Genomic DNA, 26,180 nt, shown 5'->3' on the forward strand with positions numbered 1-26,180 from the left:
GGTCGCAGATCATGCAGCGTCGTCGTTCGCGGCCGCCGCCCCCGTATAAAACCGTCGGCCTCGTGACGATCGTGGTCATGGGGCTCATCGGGTTGGTCCTGTACTCGCAGTTTCACGGAGACCTCACCCCGAAGACGAAGTTGACCATGGTGGTCGCCCGCGCGGGTTTGGTGATGGATCCCGGATCCAAGGTCACCTACAACGGCGTCGAGATCGGCCGGGTGGCTGGTATTTCCGAGATCACCGAGCGCGGCAAGCCGGCCGCCGAGGTGGTGCTGGACGTCACTCCGAAGTACGTCAACATGATTCCGGCCAACGTGGCGGCCGAAGTAAAGGCGAGCACGGTGTTCGGCAACAAATACGTTGCGCTGACTTCACCGAAAAACCCCGCGCCACAACCGATTACACCTTCAACGGTGATCGACGCGACGGCGGTGACGACCGAGTTCAACACCGTATTCCAGACGTTGACCTCGATCACCGAGAAGATCGATCCGGTCAAGGTGAACCTGACGCTGTCCGCGACGGCGCAGGCGCTGGCCGGGCTGGGCGAAAAATTCGGCGCATCGTTGCTCAATGGCAACGCGATCCTCGACGACCTGAACCCTCAAATGCCGATGATCCACTTGGACATTGCGCGGCTGGCGGCGCTGGGCGACACATACGCCGATGCCGCGCCGGACTTGTGGGCTGCGCTCGAGCACGCGGTGACCACGGCGCGAACACTCAACCGGCAGCAGGAAGATCTGGATGCGGCGCTGCTGGCGGCGGCTGGATTGGGCAACAGCGGCGCCGACGTGTTCGGCCGCAGTGGGCCGTATCTGGCGCGCGGCGCGGCCGATCTCGTTCCCACCGCCCAACTATTGGACGAGTACAGCCCCGAAATCTTCTGCACCATACGTAATTTCAACCAAGTCGCACCCAAGCTCCACGTCGCGCTCGGCGACAACGGCTACGCGCTGGGCGCCCATTCGTCGGGCTCGATTGCGGGAGCGCCCAATCCGTACACCTACCCGGAGAATCTGCCGCGGACCAACGCCCGGGGTGGGCCCGGCGGGCGGCCGGGATGCTGGCAGTCGATTACCCGCGAACTGTGGCCCGCTCCCATGCTCGTCATGGACACCGGCGCGAGCGTGGCCCCGTACAACCACTTTGAGGTCGGTTCACCCCTCGCGGTGGAGTATGTGTGGGGCCGCCAACTGGGCGACAACACCATCAACCCCTGAAGAGCGGCCTGAAGAGAGGCTTGAAGACAGGTATGACAATCGCACGCGTGGCTGCGCACCGGCCGGCGGCCCTCGCTCGTCGACTTACGGTGGTGGCGATCACCGCGGCAACGCTGTCGGTGTCGGGCTGTGGCGACTCCGGCGACCATCGCGAAGGCGACGCCAGCGACAACGGCTGCCGCATGCTGGCCGACGATCCTGGCTGGTACGGCGACAACCGGGAGCGGCTCAACGCGATGGTCAGCCACCTCGGCACCTGCGGCAAGCTGGAACCCGAGACGGACGATCCTGCGCTGGCGTTGTTCGACTGGGACGGCACGATGGTGAAGAACGACATCGGCGACGCGACCTTCTTCTGGATGGTGCGCAATTCCAAGGTGCGCCAACCCCCCGACGGAAATTGGCGCACCACAAGCTCGTACCTCACCGCTGCCGCGACGGCGGCGCTGGCCTCCGCGTGTGGCGCACTGGCCCCTCCGGGCCAACCCTTGCCGACGGGAAGCAACCCCGGATGTGCCGACGAACTGGTCTCGATATACAGCGATCGCCAGATACGAACGGGCGCAGCCGCATTCGACGGATACAACCATCGGCGCATGGCTCCGGCCGCGGCCTGGGCGGTACAACTGCTCGCCGGCTGGACCGAGGCCGACGTCAGCGGGTTCGCCGAAGCGGCTCGCAAGGAGAACCTGGACGCACCCGAGGGCACCGAACAGCAGGTCGGCAGCAGCCGCCGGGCCGGGTGGGTTCGCTACTACCCCCAGATGCGAGATCTGGTCGCGACCTTGCAGGCCAACGGATTCGATGTGCGGATCATCTCCGCCTCACCGGAGCCCGTGGTGCGGGTGTGGGCGGCGGAGCTCGGAATCTCCGCCGACCAGGTGATGGGCACCCGGACCGAGCATGACGGTGACCTGCTCACTACGCGGTTGGTGTCCTGCGGCGGGGAGATCTCGATTCCGTTCAACGAGGGCAAACGCTGCCGGGTCAACGAGCAGGTGTTCGGCGTCCAGGGGCCGGCGGCGTTCGACCAACAGCCCGAGCACCGGCGCCAGGTGTTCGCGGCCGGCGACTCCGACGGAGACGCCACCTTCACCGCGGACGCGACCGCGCTGCGACTGGTGATCAATCGCAACCAGATCGAGTTGATGTGCCGGGCCTACGCCGATCTCGACGGGCGATGGCTGGTCAACCCGATGTTCACCAATCCGTTGGGCGTCAGCCCGCCCTACCCTTGTGCGACACAGGGTTTCGACGCTCCCAACGGCGGCCAAACGCCGTTGCTGCGGCCTGACGGCAGCACCGTGCCCGACCAGCAGGACCGCGTGCACGCGGGATAGCTTGGCTCAGCCAAAGAATCGCGGCAGCACCGCTTCGGACGTCGCGCGCAGTTCGGCCAGTGACACCGTGAACAGCCCTTGAAATTCGACCGCATTCGAGTCCTGGTCGACGACGCCGATGCGGACGGCGGGAAGTCCGCGCACCTCGCACATCGAGCGAAACCGGCTCTCCTCGGTGCGCGGCACCGCCACAAGAATCCGTCCGGCCGACTCGGAGAACAGTGTCACGAATGGATCGCTACCCTCGGGAAGAACTATGCGACAACCGGTTTCACCCGCCAGAGCCGATTCCACGATGGCCTGGGCCAGCCCGCCCTCAGACAGGTCATGGGCGGCGGTCACCAATCCGTCACGTGACGCGGCGCTCAGCACCTCGGCCAGCAGCTTCTCCCGCTGCAGGTCAACCGCCGGCGGCAACCCGCCGAGATGGTCGCCGGTCACCTGAGCCCAGATCGACCCGTCGAACTCGTCGCGGGTGTCACCGAGCAGCAGCAGGGATTCTCCCGGGTCGGTGCCCAGGGCCGTCGGGATGCGCCGATCGACATCGTCGATCACGCCCAGCACCCCTACCACCGGGGTTGGCAGGATCGCGACCGAGCCGGTCTGGTTGTAGAAGCTGACGTTGCCGCCGGTCACTGGAATCCCCAGGGCCACACAGCCATCGGCGAGCCCCCGGACCGCCTGCGAGAACTGCCACATCACCCCGGGATCTTCGGGTGAGCCGAAGTTGAGGCAGTTGGTCACCGCGACCGGGACGGCCCCGGTGGCCGCGACATTGCGGTAGGCCTCGGCCAGCGCCAGCTGCGCTCCGGTGTAGGGATCCAGCTTGGTGTAGCGCCCCGAGGCGTCGGTCGACAGCGCGATGCCGCGGCCGGTGGACTCGTCGATGCGCAGCACCCCACCGTCGGCGTGCTCGGCCAGCACGGTGTTGCCGCGCACATAGCGGTCGTACTGCTCGGTGATGAATGCCCGGCTGCACAGGTGCGGACTGCCCAGCAGCGCAAGCAAAGTCGCGCGCAGTTCGGCACCGGACGTGGGCCGGGGCAGGCCGGCCGAGGTGTCCGCGTTCAACGCGTCCTGCGACTGCGGGCGAGCCAGCGGGCGCTCGTATACGGGCCCTTGATGCGCCACCGTGCGCGGCGGCACGTCGACGACGGTCTCACCATGCCAGGTGATGCGCAACCGGTCGCCGTCGGTGACCTCACCGATGACCGTCGCCAGCACCTCCCACTTGCGGCACACCGCAAGGAAAGCCTCGACGTTCTCTGGAGCGACCACCGCGCACATCCGCTCCTGCGACTCGCTGGAGAGGATCTCGGCGGGGGTCATGTTGGCCGCACGCAACGGCACCGTCTCCAGCTCGACGCGCATCCCGCCGTCGCCGGCAGATGCGAGTTCTGAAGTGGCACAAGATAATCCGGCACCGCCGAGGTCCTGGATGCCGATCACCAACCCGGCCGCGTAGAGCTCCAGGCAGCACTCGATGAGCACCTTCTCGGTGAACGGGTCGCCCACCTGCACCGAGGGCAGCTTCTTGCGGCCGGGGCCGCCGCCCTCGTCGCCGCCGAAGGTCTCCGACGCCAGCACGGACACGCCGCCGATCCCGTCCAAGCCCGTGCGCGCACCGAACAGGATGATCTTGTTGCCGGTTCCCGAGGCGAAAGCCAGGTGCAGGTCCTCCTTGCGCAGCACCCCGACGCACAACGCGTTCACCAACGGGTTGCCCGCATAGGACGCGTCGAAGACGGTTTCGCCGCCGATGTTGGGCAGGCCCAGCGAGTTTCCGTAGCCGCCGATCCCGCGGACCACGCCGTCGAGCACGCGGCGGGTGTCAGGCGCGTCGGCGGCACCGAACCGCAGCTGGTCCATCACGGCGACCGGACGGGCACCCATGGCCATGATGTCGCGCACGATGCCGCCCACGCCGGTGGCCGCCCCCTGATACGGCTCCACGTAGGACGGGTGGTTGTGCGACTCGACCTTGAACGTGACGGCCCACCCGTCGCCGATGTCGACCACACCGGCGTTCTCGCCGATGCCGGCCAGCATGCCCGCGCGCATTTCCTCGGTGGTGGTCTCCCCGAAGTAGCGCAGGTGCACCTTGGACGACTTGTACGAGCAGTGCTCGCTCCACATCACCGAGTACATCGCCAGCTCGGTATCGGTGGGACGGCGGCCCAGGATCTCACGAATCCGCTGGTACTCGTCGTCTTTAAGACCCAACTCGCCGAACGGCTGCGGCTGGTCCGGGGTGGCCGCTGCATGTTCGACGGTGTCGGCCACGTGAGTACGGGCGCCCGCTGGGGAGACAGTCACCCACACAGTCTAAAGAGCTAGTCGCCGCGCAGCAGGCGGGCGCTTTCGGCGTCGGCCGGATAGAACAACTCGACGGCCAATTCGGCGAGTGTGACGTCGAGCGGAGTGCCGAACGTCGTCAGCGTGGTGAACATCGACAGCCGTTGACCACCCTCGGCGTCGAGCACCAACGGAACGAGCAGCGACGCGCCGTCGGCTCGCGTGCCCCATGGCGTTGCGTTCGTCGCCACGCCGGGGTACCCGCGCACTTCGGCGCGCAGCGCCTGCAACGCCGGGTCGCCGGTCAATGCGATCGTCCGCTGCAGCTGGTGCAGCAGGTAGCCCGCCCACTCCCCGAAATTCAGCGTCCGCCCGGCCAGGCCGTCGGGATGCAGGCACAGCCGGTAGACGTTGCTCGGCGGGCCGCGTAGTTCCTGGGGCAGGCCGGCGGTCAGCGCGGACGCGGCGGCATTGGCCCCCACGATGTTCCAGCACCGGTCGATGACCACACCGGGGTAAGGATCGTGTGCATCGAGGAGCCGCTGGATCGCGTCGCGAGCCGGGGACAGGGCGGCGTCGTCGAGTGGGCGCGACCGATAGCGCGGGGCGAACCCGGCGGCCAGCAGCAGCGCGTTGCGCTCCCGCAACGGAATGTCGAGACCCTCGGCCAGCGTCAGCACCATCTCCGGGCTCGGACGCGAACGCCCGGTCTCGATGAAGCTCAGATGTCGCGCCGACACACCCACACTCAACGACAGGTCGAGCTGGCTGACCCGCCGGCGCGTGCGCCACTCGCGCAGCAGAACACCGACCTGGGCGTTACTCACGCACTCACGGTAGCCACTACGCGTACCCGAGGCGATGACCTCACAGGTAATTGTGCTGCCGCACTGCGCCGGAACACGCTTGGGCCGAACGCGCTCAATCGAAGCGCCAGCCATTGGAGGAATCATGACCGACGTCGCATCCGCCCCGAAGTTCAGCGCCGAAATGTTCGCGGCCTTTTGGGCCGCTCCCGACTTGTCGCGCGGCCTGGACGTCTTGGCCGACGACATCGTCGGCTACTGGCCGGGCGACGCCGAGCCGGTCCGCGGGGTCGCGGCATACACCGCGAAGATCGCCGAAATACTCGATGCCGCACCGGATTTGCAGCTCCAAGTCGTCGACAGCGCGACGGTTGCCGGCTCCGCCGCGGGCGAACAGCTGGTGTTCTTGCACTACACCGGCCGCGGCACCGGCCCGGACGGCCCGTTCCAGATCCGCGGCCTCGATCGGGTGCGCACTCGCGACGGCCTGGTCGTGGAGAACGTGATCCGTTACGACCCACTGTTCCTGGGGCAGGTTTGACCTCAGCCCGCGATCTCGGCGAGCGCCGACGCGGTGTCGAGGTCGGCATAGGCGAACGAATACCGTTGCGCCAGTGGAACCGAGACGTCGGTGCGTTGCCACTCGCCGGCGCTGGCGGTCACCAGCCACAGGGTCAGACCGTGCGCGACCGAAGCCCGGTAGCGCAACCAGATCTCTGCCGCACTGGGCATTTCGTCGACCGGCAAAGCGAGCGCGTCACGGTACTCCTGCAGGAGGGCGCGCTCGCTGCGCCGGCGGTCCTCGACGGTCAGAGCGCCCTGAATGAAGTAGCCGAGATCAAGCGACCAGTTGCCGCGCCGGGCCACCTGCCAGTCCAGGAACCCGACCTCTCCGCTGGGCAGCAGGTAGGTGTTGCCGATGTGGGGGTCACCGTGCAGCAGGGTCTGCGGCGAGGTGGTCAGTGTTCTGATGTAGGGCTTCCAGATGGACTCGATCAGCTCGTCGATGGTCAGCGACGTGACCTCGGCGGGTGCGTCGGCGCCGCGACTTTCCAGTGCGACGGGTAACGGCGCCGCTTGCATGCCCTCCCACGTCACGAAGGGCTCGAGCCAGTCCAGCGCCGGCTCGCGATGCACCCGTTGTCCCCAGTACTTGCCGTGCATGCGGGCCAGGCCACGCACGCCGGTGGCGACCTGCTCGACGGTCATCGGCCGGCTACCGTCGCGGGGATCGGCGCCCCGGGCGCGCAGGTCTTCCATCACCAGTACGAAGTCGTAGTCGGCCTCGTCGATCAGCGCGGTATAGACGGCGGGATGCTCGAGCGGCAGATCCACCCCGCAGGTGAACAGCCGTGGCTCATGGAACATGCCGCTGGTCAACCGGATCAGCGCTTTATGGGCAGGATCGGCGGCCTTGACGAAGACGGTCGCCGGCCCCGACCCGGCGCGATAGGTGACGCCCAGCCGGGCGCGTCGATTGGTGCCGTCGTCGCGGAGCTGCACGGAAACCGTGTCCACTTCGGCGCCGGGGAAGTCCGCGGCCAGTGCCGCCGACATCCATTCGGGCGTGATCTCGTCCCAGGTCTTCGGCACCGACAACGACGTGGCACTCACCGGCGAGTCCTTTCCTAGAAACGACACGTATCGTTTCCTATGCTGTGTACATGAAGGTAGCCCAAGCCGGCGCAGCGCCGCCACTGCCGACCGAGCGGGTCGGTCGTCCGCGTGATGCCCGGCTGGATCACGCGATCCTCGACGCCACCCGCGAACTGCTCATCGCCAGCAGCTACGCCGAACTGTCGATGGAAAGCGTCGCGGCACGGGCGGGCGTGGGGAAAAAGACTGTCTACCGGCGATGGCCATCGAAGGCGCCGATGGTCGCCGACGCGGTCCTGGAGGCTTACGGCGGATCGGGATCATTCCCGGTCGCCGAGACCGGCGACATCCGTGCCGACCTGCAAACCTGGCTGACCGAGCATGCCCAGTTCTTGGCCGAGCCGTCGAATGCCGCCTTGGTGCGAGCTCTCGTCGCCGCGGCTGCCGCGCGCCCAGGCGACGGCGAGGATCTCTATCGACAATTGAGCGCGCCGCAGCTCGCCGGGTTGACGGCGCGCCTGCGCCAAGCTGTCGACGACGGAGAACTCCGCGCCGGCGCGGGCATCGACGCCGTCGCGCAAGCATTGGTCGGCACGCTGCTCTTCCACGCGCTGACGCGGCCGACCGCGGACGCCGGATTCGGTGGGCTCGGTGGGCTCGTCGACGCGCTATTCGAGGGCGTCGCGAATCACTGACCCGCTACGCAGAAGGCGTTGCCTTCCGGGTCGGCCAGCACCACCCAGCGAAAGTTCTCGCTGAACTGGTGTCGGCCCACCTCGGTCGCTCCCGCGGCCGTCAGTCGCGACACCTCGCCGTCGACGTCCTCGGCGGCGAAATCGAGATGCAGCCGATTCTTGCCCGACGTGCGATCAGGCACATTCTGAAATCCCAACCGCGGCCCCTGCGGCCGCATCACCGCGATGAACTCACCGGGGATCAATTCCTGTGTGGTGCCACCGAACTGGTCCGCCCACCAACTGGCCAGCTTCGCGGCATCGCCGCAGTCGAACGTGACCATCTCCACTTTGAGCGTCATACCGGTCGACTCTAAGCGTGACCGACCTGCTCGACTAGTGCGGCGAGAAAAACGCTTGCAGCGCAGCGGAATAGGCGGCGACGTCGTGCACGCCCATCAGCTCGCGTGCGGAGTGCATCGCGAGCTGAGCCGCGCCGACGTCGACGGTGGGAATGCCGGTTTGCGCCGAGGCCAGCGGACCGATTGTCGAACCGCACGGCAGGTCGGCGCGATGCTCGTAACGTTGCAACGCCACCCCGGCCTGCCGACAGGCCAGCGCGAACGCCGCCGCCGTTCGTCCGTCGGTGGCGTACCGCAGATTGGGATGCACCTTGAGCACCGGTCCGCCGTTGATCTCGATCAGGTGGCCGGGCTCGTGACGCTCCGGGTAGTTCGGGTGCGTGGCATGCGCCATGTCCGCCGATGCCAGCAGCGATACCGGCAGCCGCCGCAGGAAGTCTTCCCGGCTGCCGCCGGACGCCAGCACGATGCGCTCCAGCACGGTGCCCAGCAGGTTGGACTGTGCACCGTGATCCGACGACGACCCCACCTCTTCGTGGTCGAACAGCACCAACACCGCCACGGCGCCCCGCGGCTCGGCGCCCAGCAACGCCTCCAAGCCCGCATAACAACTGGCCTGGTTGTCCAGCCGGGGTGCGCTGAGCAGACTCGAGTCGGCGCCGAGGATCGTCGACGGTGTCAGGTCGTGCGTCATCAGGTCGGCGGCCAGCACATCGGCCGGTGCGACCCCGGCGCGCTCGGCCACGTAGTCCACGAACGCACGTGCTTCGCCTTGTGCGTTCGAGCCCCAGACCGCGTTGACGTGGCGCTGCGGGTCCAGGGTCACCGACTTGCGGTCCTCGGCCAGGTGGATGGCCAATTGTGGTACCCGCAGGATCGGGTCGTCGATGCGCACCAGCCGGTGGTCCAACCCGGAGCCGTCACGCACCGACAACCGGCCGCTGATCCCCAGATCGCGGTCCAGCCAGGAGTTGAGCCACGCGCCGCCGTAGGGCTCCAGCGCCACCACCTGCCAGCCAGCGACGACGCGGTCCGGATGTTGCTTGACCCGCAGGTTCGGGCTGTCGGTGTGCGCACCGACGATCCGGAACGCGCCGTCGGGACCGGGTGTGTTCCAGGCGACCAGCGACCCGGCGCGGACCGTGAAGAAGCGCCCCGGCGCCGCGGGCCAGGGGTCGGCCTCGCGGAGTTCGGTGTAGCCGGCGGCGAGCAGCCGGCTCGCGGCCGCCGCGCAGGCATGGAACGGGGACGGAGAGGCGTCGATGAATTCGCAGAGGCCTGCGGCGCTGGCCGACATGCTCAACATCATGGCTGTTCGTTACCGCCCAGTTCACGCTAGGGTCGGCAGAGTGCCGACGGTTCAGTCCCAGCCCATCCTCGCTCCGTTGACGCCGGCCGCGATTTTTCTGGTGGTCACTATCGACGCCGGCGGCGAAGCGACCGTCCACGACGCGCTGCCCGACATCTCGGGGCTGGTGCGCGCCATCGGCTTTCGCGACCCGACCAAGCGCCTGTCGGTGGTCACCTCGATTGGCTCGGATGCCTGGGATCGGTTGTTCGGCGGGCCTCCCCTGGCAACAAAGCCCGCCGCCCTGCATCCGTTCATCGAGTTGAGCGGACCGCGGCACACCGCGCCTGCCACCGCCGGCGACCTGTTGTTTCACATTCGGGCCGAGACGATGGACGTGTGTTTCGAACTGGCCGGCCGCATTCTCAAATCGATGGCGGGCACGGTCACCGTCGTCGATGAAGTGCACGGTTTCAAATTCTTCGACAACCGCGACCTGCTGGGTTTTGTCGACGGCACCGAAAACCCCGACGGCGCAATTGCTATCAGCGCGAGCATGATTGGCGATGAGGACCCCGAATTCGCCGGCTCCTGCTATGTCCACGTGCAGAAGTACCTACACGACATGACGGCATGGGAATCGCTGTCGGTGACCGAACAGGAACGGGTGATCGGCCGGACCAAGCTGGAAGACATCGAACTTGACGACAAGCCGGCCAACTCGCATGTCGCGCTCAACGTCATTGAAGACGACGACGGCAATGAGCTGAAGATCATTCGGCACAACATGCCATTCGGCGAAATCGGCGCCGGCGAGTTCGGCACCTACTACATCGGTTATTCGCGCACACCCGAAGTCACCGAACGGATGCTGCGCAACATGTTCATCGGCGACCCGCCCGGCAACACCGACCGCATCCTGGACTTCTCCACCGCCGTCACCGGCGGGCTGTTCTTCTCCCCGACCGTCGACTTCCTCGACGATCCACCACCCCTTCCCGCTCCAGTCGAGACCGAGCGACCGGAACCATCCACGGCGAACGACGGTGCACTTTCAATCGGCAGCCTGAAAGGAACCACTCAATGAAGAACAACCTTTACCGCGAACTAGCGCCGATCACCGACGTCGCCTGGGCCGAAATCGAATTGGAAGCGACACGGACGTTCAAACGGCACATCGCGGGACGCCGGGTGGTCGACGTGAGCGAGCCCGGCGGTCCTATCACCGCCGCGGTGAGCACCGGACGCCTAGAGGACGTGCAGGCGCCCACCGAAGGCGTGGTAGCGCATCTGCGGGCCAGCAAACCGCTTGTCCGCCTGCGGGTTCCATTCACCTTGTCGCGCGACGAGATCGACAATGTCGAGCGCGGCTCGCAAGACTCCGACTGGGATCCGGTCAAAGCCGCCGCCAAGAAGCTGGCCTTCGTCGAGGACCGCGCCATCTTCGAGGGCTACCCCGCCGCATCGATCGACGGGATCCGCAACTGCAGCTCGAATCCCGCACTGATGCTGCCCGACGACCCGCGCGCGATTCCCGACATCATCACGCAGGCGTTGTCGGCGCTGCGGCTGGCCGGCGTCGACGGCCCGTATTCGGTTCTGCTGTCTGCCGACATCTACACCAAGGTCAGCGAGACCACCGAGCACGGCTATCCGATCCTCGAGCACATCAACCGGCTGGTGAACGGCGACATCATCTGGGCGCCTGCCATCGACGGCGCGTTCGTGCTGACCACCCGGGGCGGTGACTTCGATCTGCAGCTGGGCACCGACGTCTCCATCGGCTACACCAGTCACGACGCCGACTCCGTGCAGCTGTACCTGCAGGAGACCCTGACGTTCCTGTGCTACACCGCCGAGGCATCGGTAGCGCTGGGCACGTAAGAAGTCGTTTCACCGCAACAGCTTTCGCCGAGTCCCCGATTAGCCGGGGCGCCCGGCGGTCATAGATCGAGCACCAGGTCGGTGTCCGGAACCGCGGTGCAGACCAGTACCGTTCCCGGTGGCGGCGGCTCGAGCGGAACTTGTCCGTATTTCGTGGTACCGGCCACGACTCCCGTCTCGCAGGTATGGCAGACACCGCTTCGGCAAGAGAAGCGAGTCGGTACGTCACAAGCCTCCGCGAAATCGAGGATGGTGCCGTAGTCGGGCGACCAGTTGGCGGTAAGTCCGCTGCGCGCGAAGGTAATTGACGGCCCGGTTCCCGGCGGCCCGGCCGGTGGGTGTGGGGGGGTGCGCGGGGCGACGTCGACGACGCCGGGATTGATCGGCGGCAGCGCACCGAAGAGCTCACTGTGGATACGCGTCGTGTCGAGCCCCGCGAGAGTCAGAGCCTCGCGTATGTCGGTCATGAATTGGGTTGGGCCGCAGAGATACACCGCGGCGTCGGGCGGCAGTCCTAGCGCCTCGACGGCCGGCTGATCCAACCGCCCCTGCACCTCGGTGTAGAACACCTGCTGGTGAGCGTGCGGCAGCGACTCGATCAGTCTCGTGACTTCGGTTGCAAATGCTTGAGTCTCGTGATTGCGGTTGGTGTGCAGCCACCAGATGTCGCGGGCACTGCGGGTCGCCGCGAGTGCGTGCAGCATCGCCAAGACCGGAGTGATGCCGATTCCCGCCGACATCAAGACCACCGGCCGGTCGTCGTCGGCCAGGTAGAAAGCGCCGCGCGGTGCCGCGGCTTCGATGACCGATCCGGGTTCGATGTGCGCATGCAACCATCGACTGGCCGTGCCATGTTCTTCACGCTTGACGCTGATGCGGTAATGATCGCCCGCGGCGGGATTGCCCGAGAGCGAATAGCTGCGCAGCGGTACGGGATCGCCGGCGCCGGGAATCCGCACCGTGAGGTATTGCCCCGGCAGTGCCGGAGGCAGCGAGGCACCATCGTCGGCCGCAAGGCGTATCGACAGCACCGCCGGACTCTCGCGGTGTGTTGCAGTGACCCGCAATGGCCGAAATCCGTCCCAGCCCGGCTCAACTCCGATGGCAGGAGCCGACTGCGCCTCGGAGGCGAGCATGTCGTTGAAGGATTGCTGCCATCCCGGACTCAGTGCCGGGACGTCGACGATCTTGCGAAGCGTATCGGCATCTTTGTTCGGCAGATATAACAGCGCGTCGACATCGGCGACGCACAGCTCGTGGCGACCGCGTCGGGTCCGCACGATGTCGTCGCCGGCTTGAACGTGGCCCTCGGTGATCACGCGGAAATAGAACCCTGGACGATGTTGGGCGACAAGGAGGTTGGGCATCTCGGGCTCGTCAAGACGCAATCCGATCCGGAAGCAGGTGACCCGCGGTTGGGTAACTTCGAATTCGGCGTCGCCGATGCGGTAGCGGTCGCCGATGCAGACGTCGAAGTCGGATAGACCGGTGATGGTGAAGTTTTCGCCGAAATGTCCCGGCACCAGATCGTCGCGCTCGAGGTAGCTTTTCCAGAAGTCGTACGACTCGGTCTGGTAGACCATCACCGCGCGTTGCTCACCGCCGTGGCCGCCGAGATCGCCCTGTCCGTCGCCGTCGAGGTTGAGGCGTCGCGCCATGACCGGTCCCTCGACGGGCGTCTTCCATATCCCGGTGTAGACGGTCTTGTCGCGCCATTGCACGTTTTTGGGCATGCCCACGTTCACCGACACAAGCCTGCCCACTGTCGTCTCCTCAGCGCGGCCGCACATTGGGATAGTTGGCCCAGAGTATTCTCGCGCAACCGAGCGGTCAACTCGCGCGCGCAGCCTATGGCGGGCCCGTCGTTGTGGTGCATACTGGGATAGCTATCCCAAAAATTGTCCCGCGGGAGGACTCTGATGCCGGCTGTTCATCATCGTTACGCAACCGTCGACGGCCATCGGCTGTTCTACCGCGAGGCCGGGGACCCGGGTAAGCCGGCGTTGGTTCTCTTGCACGGGTTTCCGACCAGCTCCCGTATGTTTCGGCACCTAATTCCGGCGCTGGCCGACCGCTACCACGTGATCGCCACCGACCACCTGGGCTTCGGGTTCTCCGACGCCCCGGCCGTCACCGAGTTCGACTACACCTTCGATGCGCTGACCGACCTGACCGCGGGCCTGCTGGGCAGCCTCGGGGTCGATCGGTACGCCCTGTACGTGCAGGACTACGGCGCCCCGATCGGATGGCGGTTGGCGCTGCGTGCGCCGTCCGCCGTCACGGCGATCATCAGCCAGAACGGCAACGGCTACGACGCCGGCTTCGTGGCAAGCTTTTGGAAGACCGTGTGGGCCTACCAGGCCAACCCGACCACGCAGACCGAGGCTCCGATACGCCAATTTCTCAGTTTGGACGCGACCCGCTGGCAATACATCACCGGCGTGGCCGACGAGACGCTCGTCGACCCCGAGTGCTGGCATCACGACTTCGCGCTGCTATCCCGGCCCGGCAATGACCTGGTGCAGCTAAAACTGCTCCATGACTACGCCACCAACGTTGCGATGTACCCCAAAGTGCACGAATACTTTCGCGCCAGCCGGGTTCCGCTGCTCGCGGTGTGGGGCCGTGGCGACGAGATCTTCGGGCCCGCCGGCGCCGAAGCGTTCACCGACGACCTGCCCGAGGCGCAGATTCATCTGCTCGACGGCGGGCATTTCCTGCTGGAGTCCGCCCTCGACGAAGTCGTCGGGTTGATCCGCGAATTCATGGAGGCTCGCGTGCCCGCCTGACCGGGGTCCGCGGGCGGCGCGGATAAACGGCGCGGATAACAATGGGCTGCATATCCCATAGTCAGCGGCGTTCGCGAGTTAGCCTGACGCGATGGCCCATCCCGATGTTCGAGACGAACAACGGTTGACCGCCAAGGGGCGTGCCACCCGCGACAGGATTGTGCAGGCCGCCGCGCAGCTCATCGTCACCGAAGGGCTCTCGGCCTCCAACATGGAGAACGTGCGCGAGGCCGCATCGGTCAGCGGCTCTCAGCTCGCGCACTATTTCGCCGACAAGGGCGCATTGATTCGCGCGGTGATCAGACGGCAGATCGGCGTCGTTCTGGACTTCCATCGCCAGCCCACGCTCGGCGACCTGGACTCGTTCGACGACTTCGAGCGGTGGATCGATCTGAACATGCGATACCTGCGACGCATCGGAACCTCCGGCGGCACACCGACCTACCATGCGCTGACCGCGCAGCTGGCCAAGTCCGACGACGCGACCCGCGCCACCTTGGCGGAGGGCTACTGGCAGTGGGTGGACTTGATCGAGGCCGCCATCGCGCGGATGAAAGACACCAAAGTCCTTATCCCGAGCGCCAATCCACGAGAGCTGGCGCTCACCATCATCTGCGCCCACCAGGGCGGCGGCACGTTGGCCTTCACTTATCGGGCGGCCTGGCCGCACGCCGATGCCACCCGGTTCGCGGTCAACTACCTGCGAATGTTTGCCGCCGATCCCGACGAACGTGCGCCCCGGCCCCCGCGACGTCCCCGCGGACGGCGTGCGAAGCCAAGGGCGACAACGTGACTGAGGGCAAGCCGCGGTTCACCCGCAAGGGGCAGGTGACGCGGGCACGCATCGTCGAGGCCGCCGCCCGGCTGATGTTCCAGCGCGGCGTGGCCAACACCAGCATCGACGAGGTACGTAGCTCCGCCGGGGTGGGCGGGTCGCAGATGTCACATTACTTCCGGGACAAACGCGACCTGACCCGTGAGGTCATCGCGGCGCGCCGCAACGACGTCATCGAGTTTCATACCCAACCCCGACTCGGCGGGCTGGACAGCATCGAGGCGCTGCAGGCCTGGGCCGACGCCTGCGTCGACGACATCGACACCGTGTATCGGTTGGGCGGTTGCGTGTACGGGTCGCTGGCCGGCGAACTGATCGAGGCCGACGACGAAGTTCGCGACGACCTTGCGCACGGCTACGACCAATGGCTCGAACTGTTCCGCACCGGCATCGACGCGATGCGCCGGCGCGGCGATCTGCGCGCCGACGCCGATCCGCGGCATCTGGCCGTATCACTGGTCATCGCGCATCAAGGCGGCGCGATGCTCACCCACGCCACCGGTGCGGCCGAACCGCTGCGCGTCGCCGTCAATGCCGCCGTCAACTATGTGCGTTCTTTCGAAGTCGATCGCCGAAAGAGGCCGTCGCGCAAGCGCAAATCCTGAGCAAGACGCCCGACCGACTCAACGTGCGGGCTGGACAATTTTGGGCTGCGCAGCCCATAATAGTGGGTTATACAGCCCACTATTATGGGCGCGCGTCCAAAGTCCGGCTGGCCGATTTGGAAAGAGGCAGCTCATGACCACCACAAGCAATGCGACCGCACTGCCGACCGCTCCGGCAGTGGTACGCGAGCAACCCGGCGGTGACACGATGCGGGCGATCATCCTCACCGGGTTTGGGGGTCTGGACCGCCTGGTCCACACCGAGATCCCCAAACCACTGCCGAAGGCCGGCGAGGTGGTCATCCGAGTCAACGCGTTCGGTATCAACCACGCCGAAATACACATGCGCCGAGGAGAATGGGCCGAAGCGGCCGAAGTCAGCGGCATCGAATGCGTGGGCATCGTCGACTCGTGCCCGGGCGGCGAATTTCCGGTCGGCGCCAAGGTAGCCGCACTGATGGGTGGCCTGGGTCGAACAATCAACGGAAGCTACGCGGAGTACACCCGGGTACGCGCGGCGAACGTCTCCCTGATGGATTCCGACCTGCCCTGGTCACAACTGGCCGCCTTGCCGGAAACGTATGCGACGTCGTGGACTTGCCTGTTTCGCAATCTCAAGTTGACAGCCGGGCAGACACTGGTGGTCAGGGGCGCGACGTCGGCGTTGGGCCAGGCCGCTTTGAAGATGGCAGTCATCACCGGAGCCAACATCATTGCCACCGCGCGCAGCGAGAAGCGCTTTGCCCTGCTGGAGCAACTCGGCGCCGCTCGCGTCGAGTTGGAACGGCCCGACCTTGCGGCTCACATCGCCGAGGCCAAACACATCGACGCGGTGCTCGATCTGGTCGGCAACAGCACCATCCTCGATTCCCTGGACATGCTGCGCGTGGGCGGCACCGCTTGCCTCGCCGGATGGCTGGGCGGACTCGCGCCCATTGCAGACTTCAACCCGTTGGCCCGCATGGCCAGCGGCGTGAGCTTCAGCTTCTTCGCCAGTCCGGTCTTCGGAAACCCGGGTTTCGAGGTGTCCGACATACCGCTGGGTGACATCGCAAGGGATATCGCCGAGGGCAAACTCGACGCCAAGCCCGCGCGCGTCTTCTCTTTCGACGAAATTCGCGAGGCTCACCGAGTGGCCGAATCCGGGGAAGCCGGCGGAAAGATCGTCGTGGTGCTGGACTAGCCGCGGACTGGACACCGATCAGGAGTTGGGAAAACATTGGGCATGCCGACGACGCCGTCTGTCCTCATTTTCGACGTGAACGAAACGTTGATCGATATCGATTCTCTCGCACCGCTTTTCGGGGAGCTGTTCGGCGACCAGCGGGTGCTTCGTGAGTGGTTCGGCCAGCTCGTCACGTACTCGATGACCGCCACGATGGCCGATTGCTATGTCGACTTCTTCACCCTCGGTCGCGGTGTACTGCACATGCTGGCCGACAGCCACGGGGTGCAGGTCACCGACGCGGACGCGGGTCGCCTGCAAGAGCAGATGCGCACCATGCCGGCGCACCACGACGCCGCAGAATCGTTGGCTACGCTGCGCGACAACGGTTTTCGATTGGTGACGCTGACGAACTCACCGCACCGGGCCGGCGTCACCACGCCGCTGGACAATGCCGGGCTGGCATCCCTTTTCGATCGACAGCTCAGCGTGGAATCGTGTCGCGCCTTCAAGCCATCGCCGGTGGTCTACCGGCACGCCTGCGAGGCACTCGGTGTGGCACCCGCGGATTGCATGATGGTGGCCGCCCACGTATGGGATCTGCTCGGCGCGCAGAATGTGGGCTTGAGCTCCGCGCTCGTCACCCGCCCGGGCAATTCCCCGCTGCGGGCCGAGGGGCTGCCGCAGCCGACGCTCGTGGTCAAGGATCTGCACGAGCTTGCCAGCCAACTCATCACGAAGCCGAGCTGAGTCCCCCACATGCACCCATCCGGCACCCCAATGGCCGCATCATTCGTTTGCCTCACAACGGTACACACCGTGTCGCCGGGTAATCACCACAGTGCTCCCAGCCGTTTTGGGCAACTGAGCGCCATGAAACGCAACTGAGCCGGCCACGACCAACCGAACGAGAGGCGATCAACGATGGCATCCGATGCAGAATTCGACGTGGTGATCCTTGGGGCCGGACCCATTGGGCAGAATGCCGCGGAGCGCGCCCGGGCCGCGGGCCTGCAGGTCGCGATGGTGGAGCGCGAACTCGTTGGAGGCGAATGTTCCTACTGGGCCTGCGTACCCAGCAAAGCATTGTTACGCCCGGTCCTGGCCCTGGCCGATGTCCGGCGCGTCGACGGTGCCCGCGAGGCGGTGACGGGGCCGATCGACCCGTCCGGTGTGTTCGGGCGACGCAACCGCTATGTGACCAACTGGGACGACAGCGCCCAGGCCGACTGGGTGGCCGGAATCGGTGCCGCACTGGTGCGCGGGCACGGCCGGTTGAGCGGGGCGCGACTAGTCACCGTGTCGAAGTCCAGCGGCGACGACGTCACGTTACGTGCTCGGCACGCGGTCGTGGTCTGTACCGGAAGCCGGGCCGCACTGCCCGAGCTTCCCGGCATCGTCGAGGCCCGGCCATGGACAAACCGTCAGGCGACGGACAGCAGCCACGTCCCGGGGCGCCTCGCGGTCGTCGGCGGCGGCGGAGTCGGGGTCGAGATGGCAACCGCGTGGCGTGGCTTGGGTGCCTCGGTGACGCTGTTGGCTCGGGGATCGGGACTGCTGCCGAGGATGGAACCCTTCGTGGGCGAGTTGATCGGCCGGGGACTGGAAGACGCGGGGGTGGATCTGCGCCTGGGTGTATCAGTGCGGGCACTTCGCCGGTCCGACCCGGCTGGACCGGTGACCCTCGAACTTGATGACAACACCGAATTGCTAGTCGACGAGGTGCTTTTCGCCACGGGCCGCGCACCGCTCACCGACGACATCGGCCTGGATACGGTGGGCCTCGAGCCGGGAAGCTGGCTCGAGGTCGACGACACCTGCAGAGTGAAAGCCGTCTCGGAAGACTGGCTCTACGCGGCGGGCGACGTCAACTATCGCGCATTGCTGACGCATCAGGGCAAGTACCAAGGACGCATCGCCGGCGCGGCGATCGGGGCCCGTGCCACGGGCGCACCGCTGGATACCAAGCCCTGGGGTACGCATGCCTCGACGGCCGATCATTTTGCAGTACCGCAAGCCTTCTTCACTGATCCCGAGGCGGCCGCCGTCGGCCTGACGGCTGAGCAGGCCGTGCAGGCCGGTCATCGGGTACGCACCGTCGACATCGGTATCGGTGAAGTCGTCATGGGTGCCAAACTTCACGCCGACGGCTACCGTGGCCGAGCGCGTATGGTGGTCGAGGAGGATCAGCGTTATTTGCTCGGGGCGACTTTGGTCGGTCCGGGTGCCACCGAAATGTTGCACTCTGCCACCATCGCCGTCGCCGGCCAGGTTCCTATCGCTCGGCTCTGGCACGCGGTGCCATGCTTTCCGACGATCAGCGAACTGTGGCTGAGATTCCTTGAGGCTTATCGGGATTCGGATAATTGAGACAGCGACAGGAGCGCAGATGGCCACTGCTGATGGATTTCACCCTGACTTCGACGACGCCGAGCAGCAGGCGTCGCAGAACCGGGTGCACCACATCAAGGCGTCGGACATCAGCTCCGACACCGCACAGTCGGAAGGACTGCGCCGCTTTGCGGCTCTGTCCGGTAAGTCGGTCGGCGCCGAGAAGCTGTGGATGGGTGAGACACACGCACTACCCGCGACCGTCTCGTCCAACCATCACCACGGCGAGTCCGAGACCGCGATCTATGTGCGAAGCGGCAACCCGGAGTTCGTCTTTCACGACGGCGTCGCCGAGGTGCGCATCACGGCCGCGCCGGGCGACTACGTCTTCATCCCGCCGTATCTGCCGCACCGGGAAGAGAACCCCGACCCGAACACGATTGCGGAGGTGGTGATCGCGCGCAGCAGTCAGGAGGCCATCGTGGTCAACCTGCCCGCTCTGTATCCACTCGAAAGTGGTTAGTAGACTGCGATTTCGACGAGGTTGCCGTCGATGTCCCGGCAGTAGTGCGAGGTCATCGGCCCCAGCGCACCGGTCTTGGTCACCGGCCCCGCGGTGATCTCGACCCCGCACGCGTGCAGGTGCGCACGCACCGCGTCGGGACTGGAATCGGTGATGAAGCACAAGTCTTCGGAGCCGGCCGCCTCAACGGTCCCCGTCACCCAGTCGGGATCGTCGGCGAGCGCGCCGACGGGCCGCAGGTTGATCTTCTGATTTCCGAAGCACAGCGCCGTTCGGTTCGACGGTCCGAACGTCTCGCGCCTCATGCCGAGAACCCGCTCGTACCACGCCGCGGTGGCCTCGACATCGTGGCAATTGATGACGATGTGGTCGAACCGGTCGACGACGAATCCCATGGCAACCCCTCCAGGTGCGCACTCATCGAGCGGGCAGTGCGCGAAAATCATCCGATGCTAACCCGCACGAGTAAGCGGGCCGTCGAGATACCGCCGTCGGCCGCAAATTTTTCCCCTGATTGAAGCGACGGGCGCAATGGCCACGAACACGTTGGCCCGAGGCCCTCGACCGGGCACAGGCGATGATGCTGAGCTGATGCCCCGCTACGAGGTGCTAGTGCAAACGGATGAGCATGCAGAATGTCGCCGACTGGTCGAACGTTCCGGTGCGGATACTGCCCTGTACGATTCGGTCGTATTCCGTTGCAGGGCAGTTCACTTCGCGTGACCCGATCGTTACAAACTCAGCAAATTCTCACCAGTTTCTTTGCCGACACATCGCTCGACTCAAAGCGTCCGTAAAGCCCCAGGCCTCACCATTGATCGCATGACGACTGAGGCGTTGTCCGCCGACTTGATCGAACGCTACCTGTGCACACGTGGCAGCCGCTATTTCCGCGGCCAGCACGACGGTGAATTCTTCTACGTCGCCAACACCCGGCCGCGGCGGCTGCATGTCCACCTCGGGATCTCTCGTTGGCACCGCGACGAGTTCACGATTCAAGTCACGCCCGGGTGTTTCTTCCCCGCATCCGACGGCGACGAGCTGGCGCAGCTTGCCGACTCGTGGAACCGGCGCAGCCGCGACGTCGTGGTGACCGTCCACGGGTCCTCTGACCCGCAGCGGGTCGGCGTCCTCGCGCGCAGCTCCCGCAAGATTCGGGAGCCCCTCGAATTCGACGACTTGGCGACCTACATCGATCACACCATCGCCGCCGCGATCGAGTTCTTCGCCGATCTGGACTCGGTAGCCGAGTGCCCCTCGCAGCCGTTGGTGTTAGACGCCGGCTGAGTCGTCCGGCCGGGGCTCATCGAACTCGGCGCGGATCGCGCCCCACGGTCCGCGTAGCCGGCTGGTGATCGGAGAGAGCAGCCGCATCGGATACCGCTGCCGCAGGACTTCCCGCGCGGAAGACGTCAGGCGGCCAGCACGGCGTCGAGCGCTGAATAGAACAAGCCCAGCCCGTCGTCGGAGGGGCCCGTCAACGCTTCGATGGCATGTTCGGGGTGTGGCATCAGCCCGACGACGCGGCCGTTGGCCGAGCAGATGCCGGCGATGCCACGCATCGAGCCGTTGATGTTGTCGTGGTACCGGAAGACCACCCGCCCGTCGCCCTCGAGTTCGTCGAGCACGCTCTCCGGCGCCACATAGCGTCCCTCGCCCGATTTCAGCGGCACCAGCAGGTCGGCGTCGGGCTCGAAGCGCGACGTCCACGCCGTCGAGTTGGATGCCACCCGAAGCCACACGTCGCGGCAGATGAAGTGCAGACCGGCGTTGCGGGTCAGCACCCCGGGCAGCAGCCTGGTCTCGCACAGCACCTGAAAACCGTTGCAAATCCCCAACACCGGCATACCGCGGCCCGCCGCGTAGACCACCTCGGACATCACCGGGGCGAAGCGGGCGATCGCACCGCACCGCAGATAGTCGCCGTAGGAGAACCCGCCCGGCACCACGACCGCGTCGACCGCCTTGAGGTCGGCATCGGCGTGCCACAGGCTCACCGCCTCCGCACCGACGCGGCGCACCGCACGGGCGGCGTCGACGTCATCCAGCGTCCCGGGAAAGGTGATGACACCGATCCGTGCCGTCACAGCACCTCCCGGCTGATCGTCCAGTCTTCGATCACGGTGTTGGCCAACAGTGATTCCGCGATCTCGGCGAGCGCGGAATCGTCGACGGTATCGTCGACCTCGAGCTCAAACCTCTTGCCCTGACGGACATCTGAGATCCCGGGATGCCCGAGTCGGCCCAGCGCGCCGACAATCGCCTGACCCTGCGGGTCGAGAATCTCCGCTTTGGGCATCACATGAACGATCACCCGCGCCACCGGCGTTCCTCCTGACGAGTCGCTGTCGGCGCCAACTCTACCGGCGGCCGTTGCCGGGCGCGGCTCACGGGCACGAGGCGATATACGCCTCGCACAGCGGCGCCGTCATCGAGTCCAGCACCTGGTTGTCCGCCATCGACGGCCACGGCACCTGTGGCGGCGCACTGGACCACAGTGTCAGCTCGCTGATCGTGCTGCTCGCGACGTGTGCGACCAGGTAGGTGTGCATGACCACGGGCCCGCTGATCACCGCGGCCATCCGGTTCGGCTCGTCGGTGGTGATCGAGGGCGACTGCAGCGGCGCGCCCAGCTGGCAGCCACGCAGCACCGCGACGGCATTGCCGAACACCGAGGACGCGATGGCCCCACCCCGAGCCGTGTCGCCGCGCCAGTGCACGATCTGGGCCTTCAGTTGCCATTGGCCGTCGGGGTGATCCACCGTCGCGCGAGCCGCGACCGCCGAGGCGCGCGGATCCTGTGCCGGCGGCCGTGCGGCGCACAGCTCCTCGAAGCGGAAACGCGGGCCGGTGCCGGCCCCGGTCACCTGAACCGCCAGCCCTGCCAGTGCGGGCCAGTTGTAGGCGGAGTTCAGCGGCACGGCGCGCTGCTGCATCCAAGCGGTGGCCGGAATCTGGTCGCAGGTGGGCGGGCAGGTCTCGGGTTCGGCGGATGCGGGGACCACGAAGATCAGGGCGGCCACCAAGCCGCCGGCGAACAGTATCGTCGCGAAAACTACCCGCACACGACCACCCCCGTCAGGGCACAATCGTAGGCATGCAACTGACGCATTTCGGGCATTCCTGCCTACTTGCCAAGTTCGACCACACTAGCGTGCTCTTTGATCCCGGAACCTTCGCACACGGTTTCGAGGGCATCACCGGCCTGGACGCCATCCTGATCACACACCAGCATCCCGATCATGTCGACCCGGCGCGCTTGCCCGCGCTGATCGAGGCTAATCCCGACGCGGCCCTGTACACCGACTCGCAGACCGCGGCGCAACTCGATGCGCCCTTCCAAGCGGTGCACGCCGGGGACGAGCTGACAGTCGGTGAACTGACCATTCGGGCGCTCGGCGGAAAGCACGCGGTGATTCACCCGGAAATCCCTGTGATAGAGAACCTTTCGTATTTGGTCGACGACGGCGACCATCGTGGGCGGTTGATGCATCCCGGCGACGCGTTGTTCGTGCCCGACGAGCCGGTCGATGTATTGGCCGCACCGGCGGCGGCGCCGTGGATGAAGATCGCCGAGGCGATCGACTACCTGCGGGCGGTTTCTCCGAGGCGAGCGGTGCCCATCCATCAGGGCATCGTCGCCCCTGAGGCAAGGGGTATCTACTACGGCCGGTTCACCGAGATGACCGACACCGACTTCCAGGTGCTGCCCGAGGAAAGCGCGGTCAGCTTCTAGCGTCCGCGACTTCGAACGTCACGCCAGCGTGACGTTCGCCGTTCATCGTCACGCTGGCGTGACATTCGGCGCGTAACGCTCGCGCTCGCTAGCCGATGTCGTCGGCGGCACCGCGTCCGGCGGCGCGGCCGCTGAATATGCAGCCGCCCAGGAAGGTGCCCTCCAGGGCGCGGTAACCGTGCACGCCGCCACCGCCGAACCCGGCCACTTCGCCGGCCGCATACAGTCCGGTCAACGGGGTGCCGCCGTCTCGGAGAACTCGCCCGCCCAGGTCGGTCTCGATGCCGCCCAACGTCTTTCGCGTCAGGATGTGCAGTTTGACCGCGATCATCGGCCCGGCTTTCGGATCGCTCAACCGGTGCGGCGCCACCACCCGGCCCAGCCGGTCGCCCAGATATCCGCGGGCGGCCCGGATCGCGGTGATCTGGCCGTCTTTGGTGAACTTGTTGGCGACCTCACGATCGCGGGCGGTCACCTCCGCCTCCACCGTGGCATAGTCCAGCGGGGCCACGTTGGGCAGCTTGTTCATGCCGGTTACCAACTCGCCCAACGTATCTGCGCTGACGAAGTCCACACCCCGATCGATGAACGCCTGGACCGGTCCGGGCGGCCCGGAGCTGACCCGGTTGCGCACCAGCGCGCGCACGCTCTGCCCGGTCAGATCCGGGTTCTGCTCCTGCCCGGAAAGGGCGAATTCCTTCTCAATGATTTTGGCGTTCAAGATAAACCAGGTGTAGTCGTATCCGGATTTGGTGATGTATTCCAGCGTGCCCAGCGTGTCGAACCCGGGATACAGCGGAACGGGCAACCGGTTACCGGCCGCGTCCAGCCATAGCGACGAGGGGCCCGGGATGATCCGGATGCCGTGCAGCGGCCAGATCGGATCGTAGTTCGTGATGCCTTCGGTGTAGTGCCACATCCGGTCGGGATTGATCACGCGGGCCCCGGCCTGCTGGGAGATGCCGATCATCCTGCCGTCCACATGGGCCGGCACGCCGCTGAGCATCCGCTCGGGCACCCGACCCATTCGCTTCGGCCAGTTCTTGCGCACCAGATCGTGGTTGCCGCCAATCCCACCGCTGGTGACGATCACCGCCGAGGCACGAAACTCGAATTGCCCCACTGCTTTTCGCGATGATGACACGCCGCGGGGTTCGGTCGACGGCTCCAGGACGGTACCCCGAACGCCGGTCACCGCGCCGCCTTCGGTGCCTTCCAGGATCAATTCGTCGACTCGGTGGCGGTGCGCGAAGCGGACCGTGGAGCGATCCCGCAGTTGCCGCGCGAAGATGTCTACCAGGGCCGGGCCGGTGCCCCAGGTGATGTGGAACCTGGGCACCGAGTTGCCGTGCCCCTGCGCGTTGTAGCCGCCACGTTCGGCCCAGCCGACCAACGGAAACAGTTTCAGGCCCCGTTCGCGCAGCCAGGTGCGCTTCTCCCCGGCCGCGAAATCCACGTAGGCGTGCGCCCATTGCCGTGGCCAGTAGTCCTCTTCGCGATCGAAAGCCGCTGTGCCCAACCAGTCCTGCAACGCGAGCTCGTGACTGTCTCGAATGCCCAGCCGGCGCTGCTCGGGGCTGTCGACGAAGAACAGACCACCGAATGACCAGAAGGCCTGACCACCGAGATTGGCGCTGTTCTCCTGATCGAGGACCAACACCCGCAAGTCGCGGTCCACCAACTCGCAGGCGGCCACCAATCCGGAGAGTCCGGCCCCGACAACAATCGCGTCAGCGGCGAAGCCCGCCGCCGAAGAATCGCCCATGTCGGATCAGGGTAGTGCCCCGCACCCGGCGATTAATCAGCCGGCTGAGGTCAGGCCGCGTCGAGAACCGCCTTGTCGGGACGCCAGCGGTAGACCGTCGGCGTGCACCCGTGCATCGAAGCCAGGTCGACGGCATCCAACATCGCCTGCAGCGGCCCCGGCTTGCGTAATTGGCGTGCCGCAACCGCTACCCGCACGATCCCGCCGCGACGGGCGATCCGCTCGGAGGACAGCACCACCATGCGGCACCACCACGGCTCGGTGAGGAATCCTTCGCCGATGCCGAGCACGCGGGTGCGTACGCTGGTGTGACGGACCAGGTCGGTGATTCCGTGCAGATCGGCCAGCAGCCGGAAACCGTTGCCTGGCAACGCCTTAACGACGCCCGGCGAGACGGTCCAGCCCGGTGCGGCAAAGAGCCGGGTACGCAGTCCGAGGTGCTCGAGCACCCGGTCGGCTGCCATCAGCCGAAGGTTGGCCTCGTGTGCCCGCAGGATGGCGAACTCGCCGCGGCGCTTCTTGGTGGCGGCGTCGTCGTAGCCGTGCAGCACGATGGCATCGCCGCCGGCGCGCCGGGCGGTAAGCCACTCGACGGTGCGCGGGTCCTGGTCCAGCCGGTAGTCGCCGGACAGCCGTGGAGCCACCAGCAACGAAACCGGCACCTTGCGGGAATCCATTTGCGCGCAGAACGCCTCGACGTCGTCCAGGGTGCGCTCGCCTATCCCTGAGACCGAGACGATCAGTTTTCCAGCCACAACCGCAGTTTGACGAGCGCAGGTGTCGGGATAGTGAAGGACACGCAGACTGCAGGCGTATATCGACGCGTATGCCGGATGTCACTCGCGGCCCCGATACGGCCTTCGCGCAACGTAGTTGGGCACGGACGCGATGTCCGCCACACGGCGTAGCGCGCTGCCGGGCGGGCGCCATGCCGGTACGGCCTGAGCAAACACGGACCAG

Annotated in this window: 26 protein-coding genes and 1 pseudogene; 15 read left to right on the forward strand and 12 right to left on the reverse strand. The window is 66.3% G+C overall.

Features of this window, described 5'->3' with window-relative positions; all coding sequences use genetic code 11:
- Nucleotides 1-11: 11 nt before the first annotated feature.
- Both MJO58_RS24290 and MJO58_RS24295 read left to right on the forward strand, forming a co-directional pair.
- Nucleotides 12-1,226: an MCE family protein gene (locus MJO58_RS24290; RefSeq protein ID WP_239721250.1), complete on the forward strand. Its 1,215-nt coding sequence runs from the start codon at nt 12-14 to the stop codon at nt 1,224-1,226.
- Between the two features lie 47 nt (nt 1,227-1,273).
- Nucleotides 1,274-2,566, forward strand: a complete 1,293-nt coding sequence (locus MJO58_RS24295; protein ID WP_239721251.1) for an HAD family hydrolase — start codon at nt 1,274-1,276, stop codon at nt 2,564-2,566.
- A gap of 6 nt (nt 2,567-2,572) precedes the next feature.
- Here MJO58_RS24295 and purL read toward each other — a convergent pair whose 3' ends face one another.
- Together purL and MJO58_RS24305 are read right to left on the reverse strand one after the other, a co-directional pair.
- Entirely contained in the window at nt 2,573-4,849 is a 2,277-nt protein-coding gene (purL, locus tag MJO58_RS24300) for a phosphoribosylformylglycinamidine synthase subunit PurL (RefSeq protein WP_239723438.1), read from the reverse strand.
- Nucleotides 4,850-4,899: 50 nt separating this feature from the next.
- The gene (locus tag MJO58_RS24305; RefSeq protein WP_239721252.1) at nt 4,900-5,688 is read right to left on the reverse strand and encodes a helix-turn-helix domain-containing protein; all 789 of its coding nucleotides are present in this window, start codon (nt 5,686-5,688) and stop codon (nt 4,900-4,902) included.
- Between the two features lie 124 nt (nt 5,689-5,812).
- Here MJO58_RS24305 and MJO58_RS24310 point away from each other — a divergent pair, with 124 nt between their 5' ends.
- Nucleotides 5,813-6,208 carry a nuclear transport factor 2 family protein gene (locus MJO58_RS24310; RefSeq protein WP_239721253.1) on the forward strand — a complete coding sequence of 132 codons (396 nt, stop codon included), beginning with the start codon at nt 5,813-5,815 and terminating at the stop codon, nt 6,206-6,208.
- 2 nt (nt 6,209-6,210) lie between these two features.
- On the opposite strand, the gene MJO58_RS24315 is transcribed toward MJO58_RS24310, so the two are convergent.
- Nucleotides 6,211-7,281: a phosphotransferase gene (locus MJO58_RS24315; RefSeq protein ID WP_239721254.1), complete on the reverse strand. Its 1,071-nt coding sequence runs from the start codon at nt 7,279-7,281 to the stop codon at nt 6,211-6,213.
- Nucleotides 7,282-7,331: 50 nt separating this feature from the next.
- Between MJO58_RS24315 and MJO58_RS24320 the strand changes: the two genes are divergently transcribed.
- Complete coding sequence (locus MJO58_RS24320) at nt 7,332-7,958, forward strand: TetR/AcrR family transcriptional regulator (protein WP_239721255.1); 627 nt, start codon at nt 7,332-7,334, stop codon at nt 7,956-7,958.
- Here MJO58_RS24320 and MJO58_RS24325 read toward each other — a convergent pair.
- Together MJO58_RS24325 and MJO58_RS24330 are read right to left on the reverse strand one after the other, a co-directional pair.
- Nucleotides 7,952-8,299, reverse strand: a complete 348-nt coding sequence (locus tag MJO58_RS24325) for a VOC family protein (RefSeq protein ID WP_090606873.1) — start codon at nt 8,297-8,299, stop codon at nt 7,952-7,954. The two genes, MJO58_RS24320 and MJO58_RS24325, sit on opposite strands and share 7 nt — an antisense overlap.
- 34 nt (nt 8,300-8,333) lie before the next feature.
- Nucleotides 8,334-9,596 carry a M18 family aminopeptidase gene (locus tag MJO58_RS24330; protein ID WP_239721256.1) on the reverse strand — a complete coding sequence of 421 codons (1,263 nt, stop codon included), beginning with the start codon at nt 9,594-9,596 and terminating at the stop codon, nt 8,334-8,336.
- A 10-nt stretch (nt 9,597-9,606) separates the two neighbouring features.
- Between MJO58_RS24330 and MJO58_RS24335 the strand changes: the two genes are divergently transcribed.
- Together MJO58_RS24335 and MJO58_RS24340 are read left to right on the forward strand one after the other, a co-directional pair.
- On the forward strand, nt 9,607-10,674 hold the full coding sequence (locus MJO58_RS24335; RefSeq protein WP_239723439.1) for a Dyp-type peroxidase: 1,068 nt from the start codon (nt 9,607-9,609) through the stop codon (nt 10,672-10,674).
- Nucleotides 10,671-11,471 (forward strand): family 1 encapsulin nanocompartment shell protein, encoded by an 801-nt coding sequence (locus tag MJO58_RS24340; RefSeq protein WP_090606879.1) that lies wholly within the window; start codon nt 10,671-10,673, stop codon nt 11,469-11,471. The genes MJO58_RS24335 and MJO58_RS24340 overlap by 4 nt, the downstream gene beginning before the upstream one ends.
- 59 nt (nt 11,472-11,530) lie before the next feature.
- Here the strand turns inward: MJO58_RS24340 and MJO58_RS24345 are convergent, their stop codons facing one another.
- Nucleotides 11,531-13,234 carry an MOSC domain-containing protein gene (locus tag MJO58_RS24345; protein ID WP_239721257.1) on the reverse strand — a complete coding sequence of 568 codons (1,704 nt, stop codon included), beginning with the start codon at nt 13,232-13,234 and terminating at the stop codon, nt 11,531-11,533.
- 156 nt (nt 13,235-13,390) lie between these two features.
- On the opposite strand from MJO58_RS24345, the gene MJO58_RS24350 reads away from it, so the two are divergent.
- The 7 genes from MJO58_RS24350 (at nt 13,391) to MJO58_RS24380 (ending at nt 19,719) form a co-directional block, all read left to right on the forward strand.
- The gene (locus MJO58_RS24350; protein ID WP_239721258.1) at nt 13,391-14,260 is read left to right on the forward strand and encodes an alpha/beta fold hydrolase; all 870 of its coding nucleotides are present in this window, start codon (nt 13,391-13,393) and stop codon (nt 14,258-14,260) included.
- A 91-nt stretch (nt 14,261-14,351) separates the two neighbouring features.
- Entirely contained in the window at nt 14,352-15,053 is a 702-nt protein-coding gene (locus MJO58_RS24355; RefSeq protein ID WP_239721259.1) for a TetR/AcrR family transcriptional regulator, read from the forward strand.
- Nucleotides 15,050-15,700 carry a TetR/AcrR family transcriptional regulator gene (locus MJO58_RS24360; protein ID WP_239721260.1) on the forward strand — a complete coding sequence of 217 codons (651 nt, stop codon included), beginning with the start codon at nt 15,050-15,052 and terminating at the stop codon, nt 15,698-15,700. Before MJO58_RS24355 ends, MJO58_RS24360 begins: the two co-directional genes overlap by 4 nt.
- 133 nt (nt 15,701-15,833) lie before the next feature.
- Complete coding sequence (locus MJO58_RS24365) at nt 15,834-16,883, forward strand: zinc-binding dehydrogenase (protein ID WP_239721261.1); 1,050 nt, start codon at nt 15,834-15,836, stop codon at nt 16,881-16,883.
- A gap of 42 nt (nt 16,884-16,925) precedes the next feature.
- Nucleotides 16,926-17,615: a haloacid dehalogenase type II gene (locus tag MJO58_RS24370; protein ID WP_239721262.1), complete on the forward strand. Its 690-nt coding sequence runs from the start codon at nt 16,926-16,928 to the stop codon at nt 17,613-17,615.
- A 174-nt stretch (nt 17,616-17,789) separates the two neighbouring features.
- Nucleotides 17,790-19,235, forward strand: coding sequence for a dihydrolipoyl dehydrogenase family protein (locus MJO58_RS24375; RefSeq protein ID WP_239721263.1), 1,446 nt, complete (start codon nt 17,790-17,792; stop codon nt 19,233-19,235).
- Nucleotides 19,236-19,254: 19 nt separating this feature from the next.
- The gene (locus MJO58_RS24380) at nt 19,255-19,719 is read left to right on the forward strand and encodes a cupin domain-containing protein (protein WP_239721264.1); all 465 of its coding nucleotides are present in this window, start codon (nt 19,255-19,257) and stop codon (nt 19,717-19,719) included.
- On the opposite strand, the gene MJO58_RS24385 is transcribed toward MJO58_RS24380, so the two are convergent.
- Complete coding sequence (locus MJO58_RS24385; protein ID WP_090606889.1) at nt 19,716-20,114, reverse strand: VOC family protein; 399 nt, start codon at nt 20,112-20,114, stop codon at nt 19,716-19,718. The two genes, MJO58_RS24380 and MJO58_RS24385, sit on opposite strands and share 4 nt — an antisense overlap.
- A gap of 427 nt (nt 20,115-20,541) precedes the next feature.
- Here MJO58_RS24385 and MJO58_RS24390 point away from each other — a divergent pair, with 427 nt between their 5' ends.
- A complete protein-coding gene (locus MJO58_RS24390; RefSeq protein ID WP_090606894.1) occupies nt 20,542-21,006 on the forward strand; it encodes a hypothetical protein in 465 nt (154 codons plus the stop codon).
- Between the two features lie 125 nt (nt 21,007-21,131).
- Here MJO58_RS24390 and purQ read toward each other — a convergent pair whose 3' ends face one another.
- The 3 genes and pseudogenes from purQ to MJO58_RS24405 all read right to left on the reverse strand — a co-directional run bounded on the left by purQ (nt 21,132) and on the right by MJO58_RS24405 (nt 22,840).
- Nucleotides 21,132-21,806 (reverse strand): phosphoribosylformylglycinamidine synthase subunit PurQ, encoded by a 675-nt coding sequence (gene purQ / locus MJO58_RS24395; protein WP_090606897.1) that lies wholly within the window; start codon nt 21,804-21,806, stop codon nt 21,132-21,134.
- Nucleotides 21,803-22,042 (reverse strand): phosphoribosylformylglycinamidine synthase subunit PurS, encoded by a 240-nt coding sequence (gene purS, locus MJO58_RS24400; RefSeq protein ID WP_085223557.1) that lies wholly within the window; start codon nt 22,040-22,042, stop codon nt 21,803-21,805. Before purS ends, purQ begins: the two co-directional genes overlap by 4 nt.
- Before the next feature lie 64 nt (nt 22,043-22,106).
- Nucleotides 22,107-22,840: pseudogene (locus MJO58_RS24405) on the reverse strand (ATPase).
- Here MJO58_RS24405 and MJO58_RS24410 point away from each other — a divergent pair.
- The gene (locus tag MJO58_RS24410; RefSeq protein WP_090606903.1) at nt 22,817-23,455 is read left to right on the forward strand and encodes an MBL fold metallo-hydrolase; all 639 of its coding nucleotides are present in this window, start codon (nt 22,817-22,819) and stop codon (nt 23,453-23,455) included. The pseudogene MJO58_RS24405 and the gene MJO58_RS24410 sit on opposite strands and share 24 nt — an antisense overlap.
- 88 nt (nt 23,456-23,543) lie before the next feature.
- Here MJO58_RS24410 and MJO58_RS24415 read toward each other — a convergent pair whose 3' ends face one another.
- Both MJO58_RS24415 and MJO58_RS24420 read right to left on the reverse strand, forming a co-directional pair.
- The gene (locus MJO58_RS24415) at nt 23,544-25,220 is read right to left on the reverse strand and encodes an FAD-binding dehydrogenase (protein ID WP_239721265.1); all 1,677 of its coding nucleotides are present in this window, start codon (nt 25,218-25,220) and stop codon (nt 23,544-23,546) included.
- 50 nt (nt 25,221-25,270) lie between these two features.
- Nucleotides 25,271-25,975, reverse strand: coding sequence for a DUF2334 domain-containing protein (locus tag MJO58_RS24420; protein WP_090606907.1), 705 nt, complete (start codon nt 25,973-25,975; stop codon nt 25,271-25,273).
- Nucleotides 25,976-26,180: the final 205 nt, after the last annotated feature.

This window comes from Mycobacterium lentiflavum, assembly GCF_022374895.2.
GTDB lineage: Bacteria > Actinomycetota > Actinomycetes > Mycobacteriales > Mycobacteriaceae > Mycobacterium > Mycobacterium lentiflavum.

Bases quoted from the DNA above. Each gene is read 5' to 3' on its own strand.
- MJO58_RS24290 (WP_239721250.1), top strand. From the start codon at position 12: ATGCAGCGTCGTCGTTCGCGGCCGCCGCCCCCGTATAAAACCGTCGGC.
- MJO58_RS24310 (WP_239721253.1), top strand. From the start codon at position 5,813: ATGACCGACGTCGCATCCGCCCCGAAGTTCAGCGCCGAAATGTTCGCG.
- MJO58_RS24320 (WP_239721255.1), top strand. From the start codon at position 7,332: ATGAAGGTAGCCCAAGCCGGCGCAGCGCCGCCACTGCCGACCGAGCGG.
- MJO58_RS24325 (WP_090606873.1), bottom strand. From the start codon at position 8,299: ATGACGCTCAAAGTGGAGATGGTCACGTTCGACTGCGGCGATGCCGCG.
- MJO58_RS24330 (WP_239721256.1), bottom strand. From the start codon at position 9,596: ATGTCGGCCAGCGCCGCAGGCCTCTGCGAATTCATCGACGCCTCTCCG.
- MJO58_RS24335 (WP_239723439.1), top strand. From the start codon at position 9,607: ATGGCTGTTCGTTACCGCCCAGTTCACGCTAGGGTCGGCAGAGTGCCG.
- MJO58_RS24340 (WP_090606879.1), top strand. From the start codon at position 10,671: ATGAAGAACAACCTTTACCGCGAACTAGCGCCGATCACCGACGTCGCC.
- MJO58_RS24350 (WP_239721258.1), top strand. From the start codon at position 13,391: ATGCCGGCTGTTCATCATCGTTACGCAACCGTCGACGGCCATCGGCTG.
- MJO58_RS24355 (WP_239721259.1), top strand. From the start codon at position 14,352: ATGGCCCATCCCGATGTTCGAGACGAACAACGGTTGACCGCCAAGGGG.
- MJO58_RS24365 (WP_239721261.1), top strand. From the start codon at position 15,834: ATGACCACCACAAGCAATGCGACCGCACTGCCGACCGCTCCGGCAGTG.
- MJO58_RS24370 (WP_239721262.1), top strand. From the start codon at position 16,926: ATGCCGACGACGCCGTCTGTCCTCATTTTCGACGTGAACGAAACGTTG.
- MJO58_RS24375 (WP_239721263.1), top strand. From the start codon at position 17,790: ATGGCATCCGATGCAGAATTCGACGTGGTGATCCTTGGGGCCGGACCC.
- MJO58_RS24380 (WP_239721264.1), top strand. From the start codon at position 19,255: ATGGCCACTGCTGATGGATTTCACCCTGACTTCGACGACGCCGAGCAG.
- MJO58_RS24385 (WP_090606889.1), bottom strand. From the start codon at position 20,114: ATGGGATTCGTCGTCGACCGGTTCGACCACATCGTCATCAATTGCCAC.
- MJO58_RS24390 (WP_090606894.1), top strand. From the start codon at position 20,542: ATGACGACTGAGGCGTTGTCCGCCGACTTGATCGAACGCTACCTGTGC.
- MJO58_RS24410 (WP_090606903.1), top strand. From the start codon at position 22,817: ATGCAACTGACGCATTTCGGGCATTCCTGCCTACTTGCCAAGTTCGAC.
- MJO58_RS24415 (WP_239721265.1), bottom strand. From the start codon at position 25,220: ATGGGCGATTCTTCGGCGGCGGGCTTCGCCGCTGACGCGATTGTTGTC.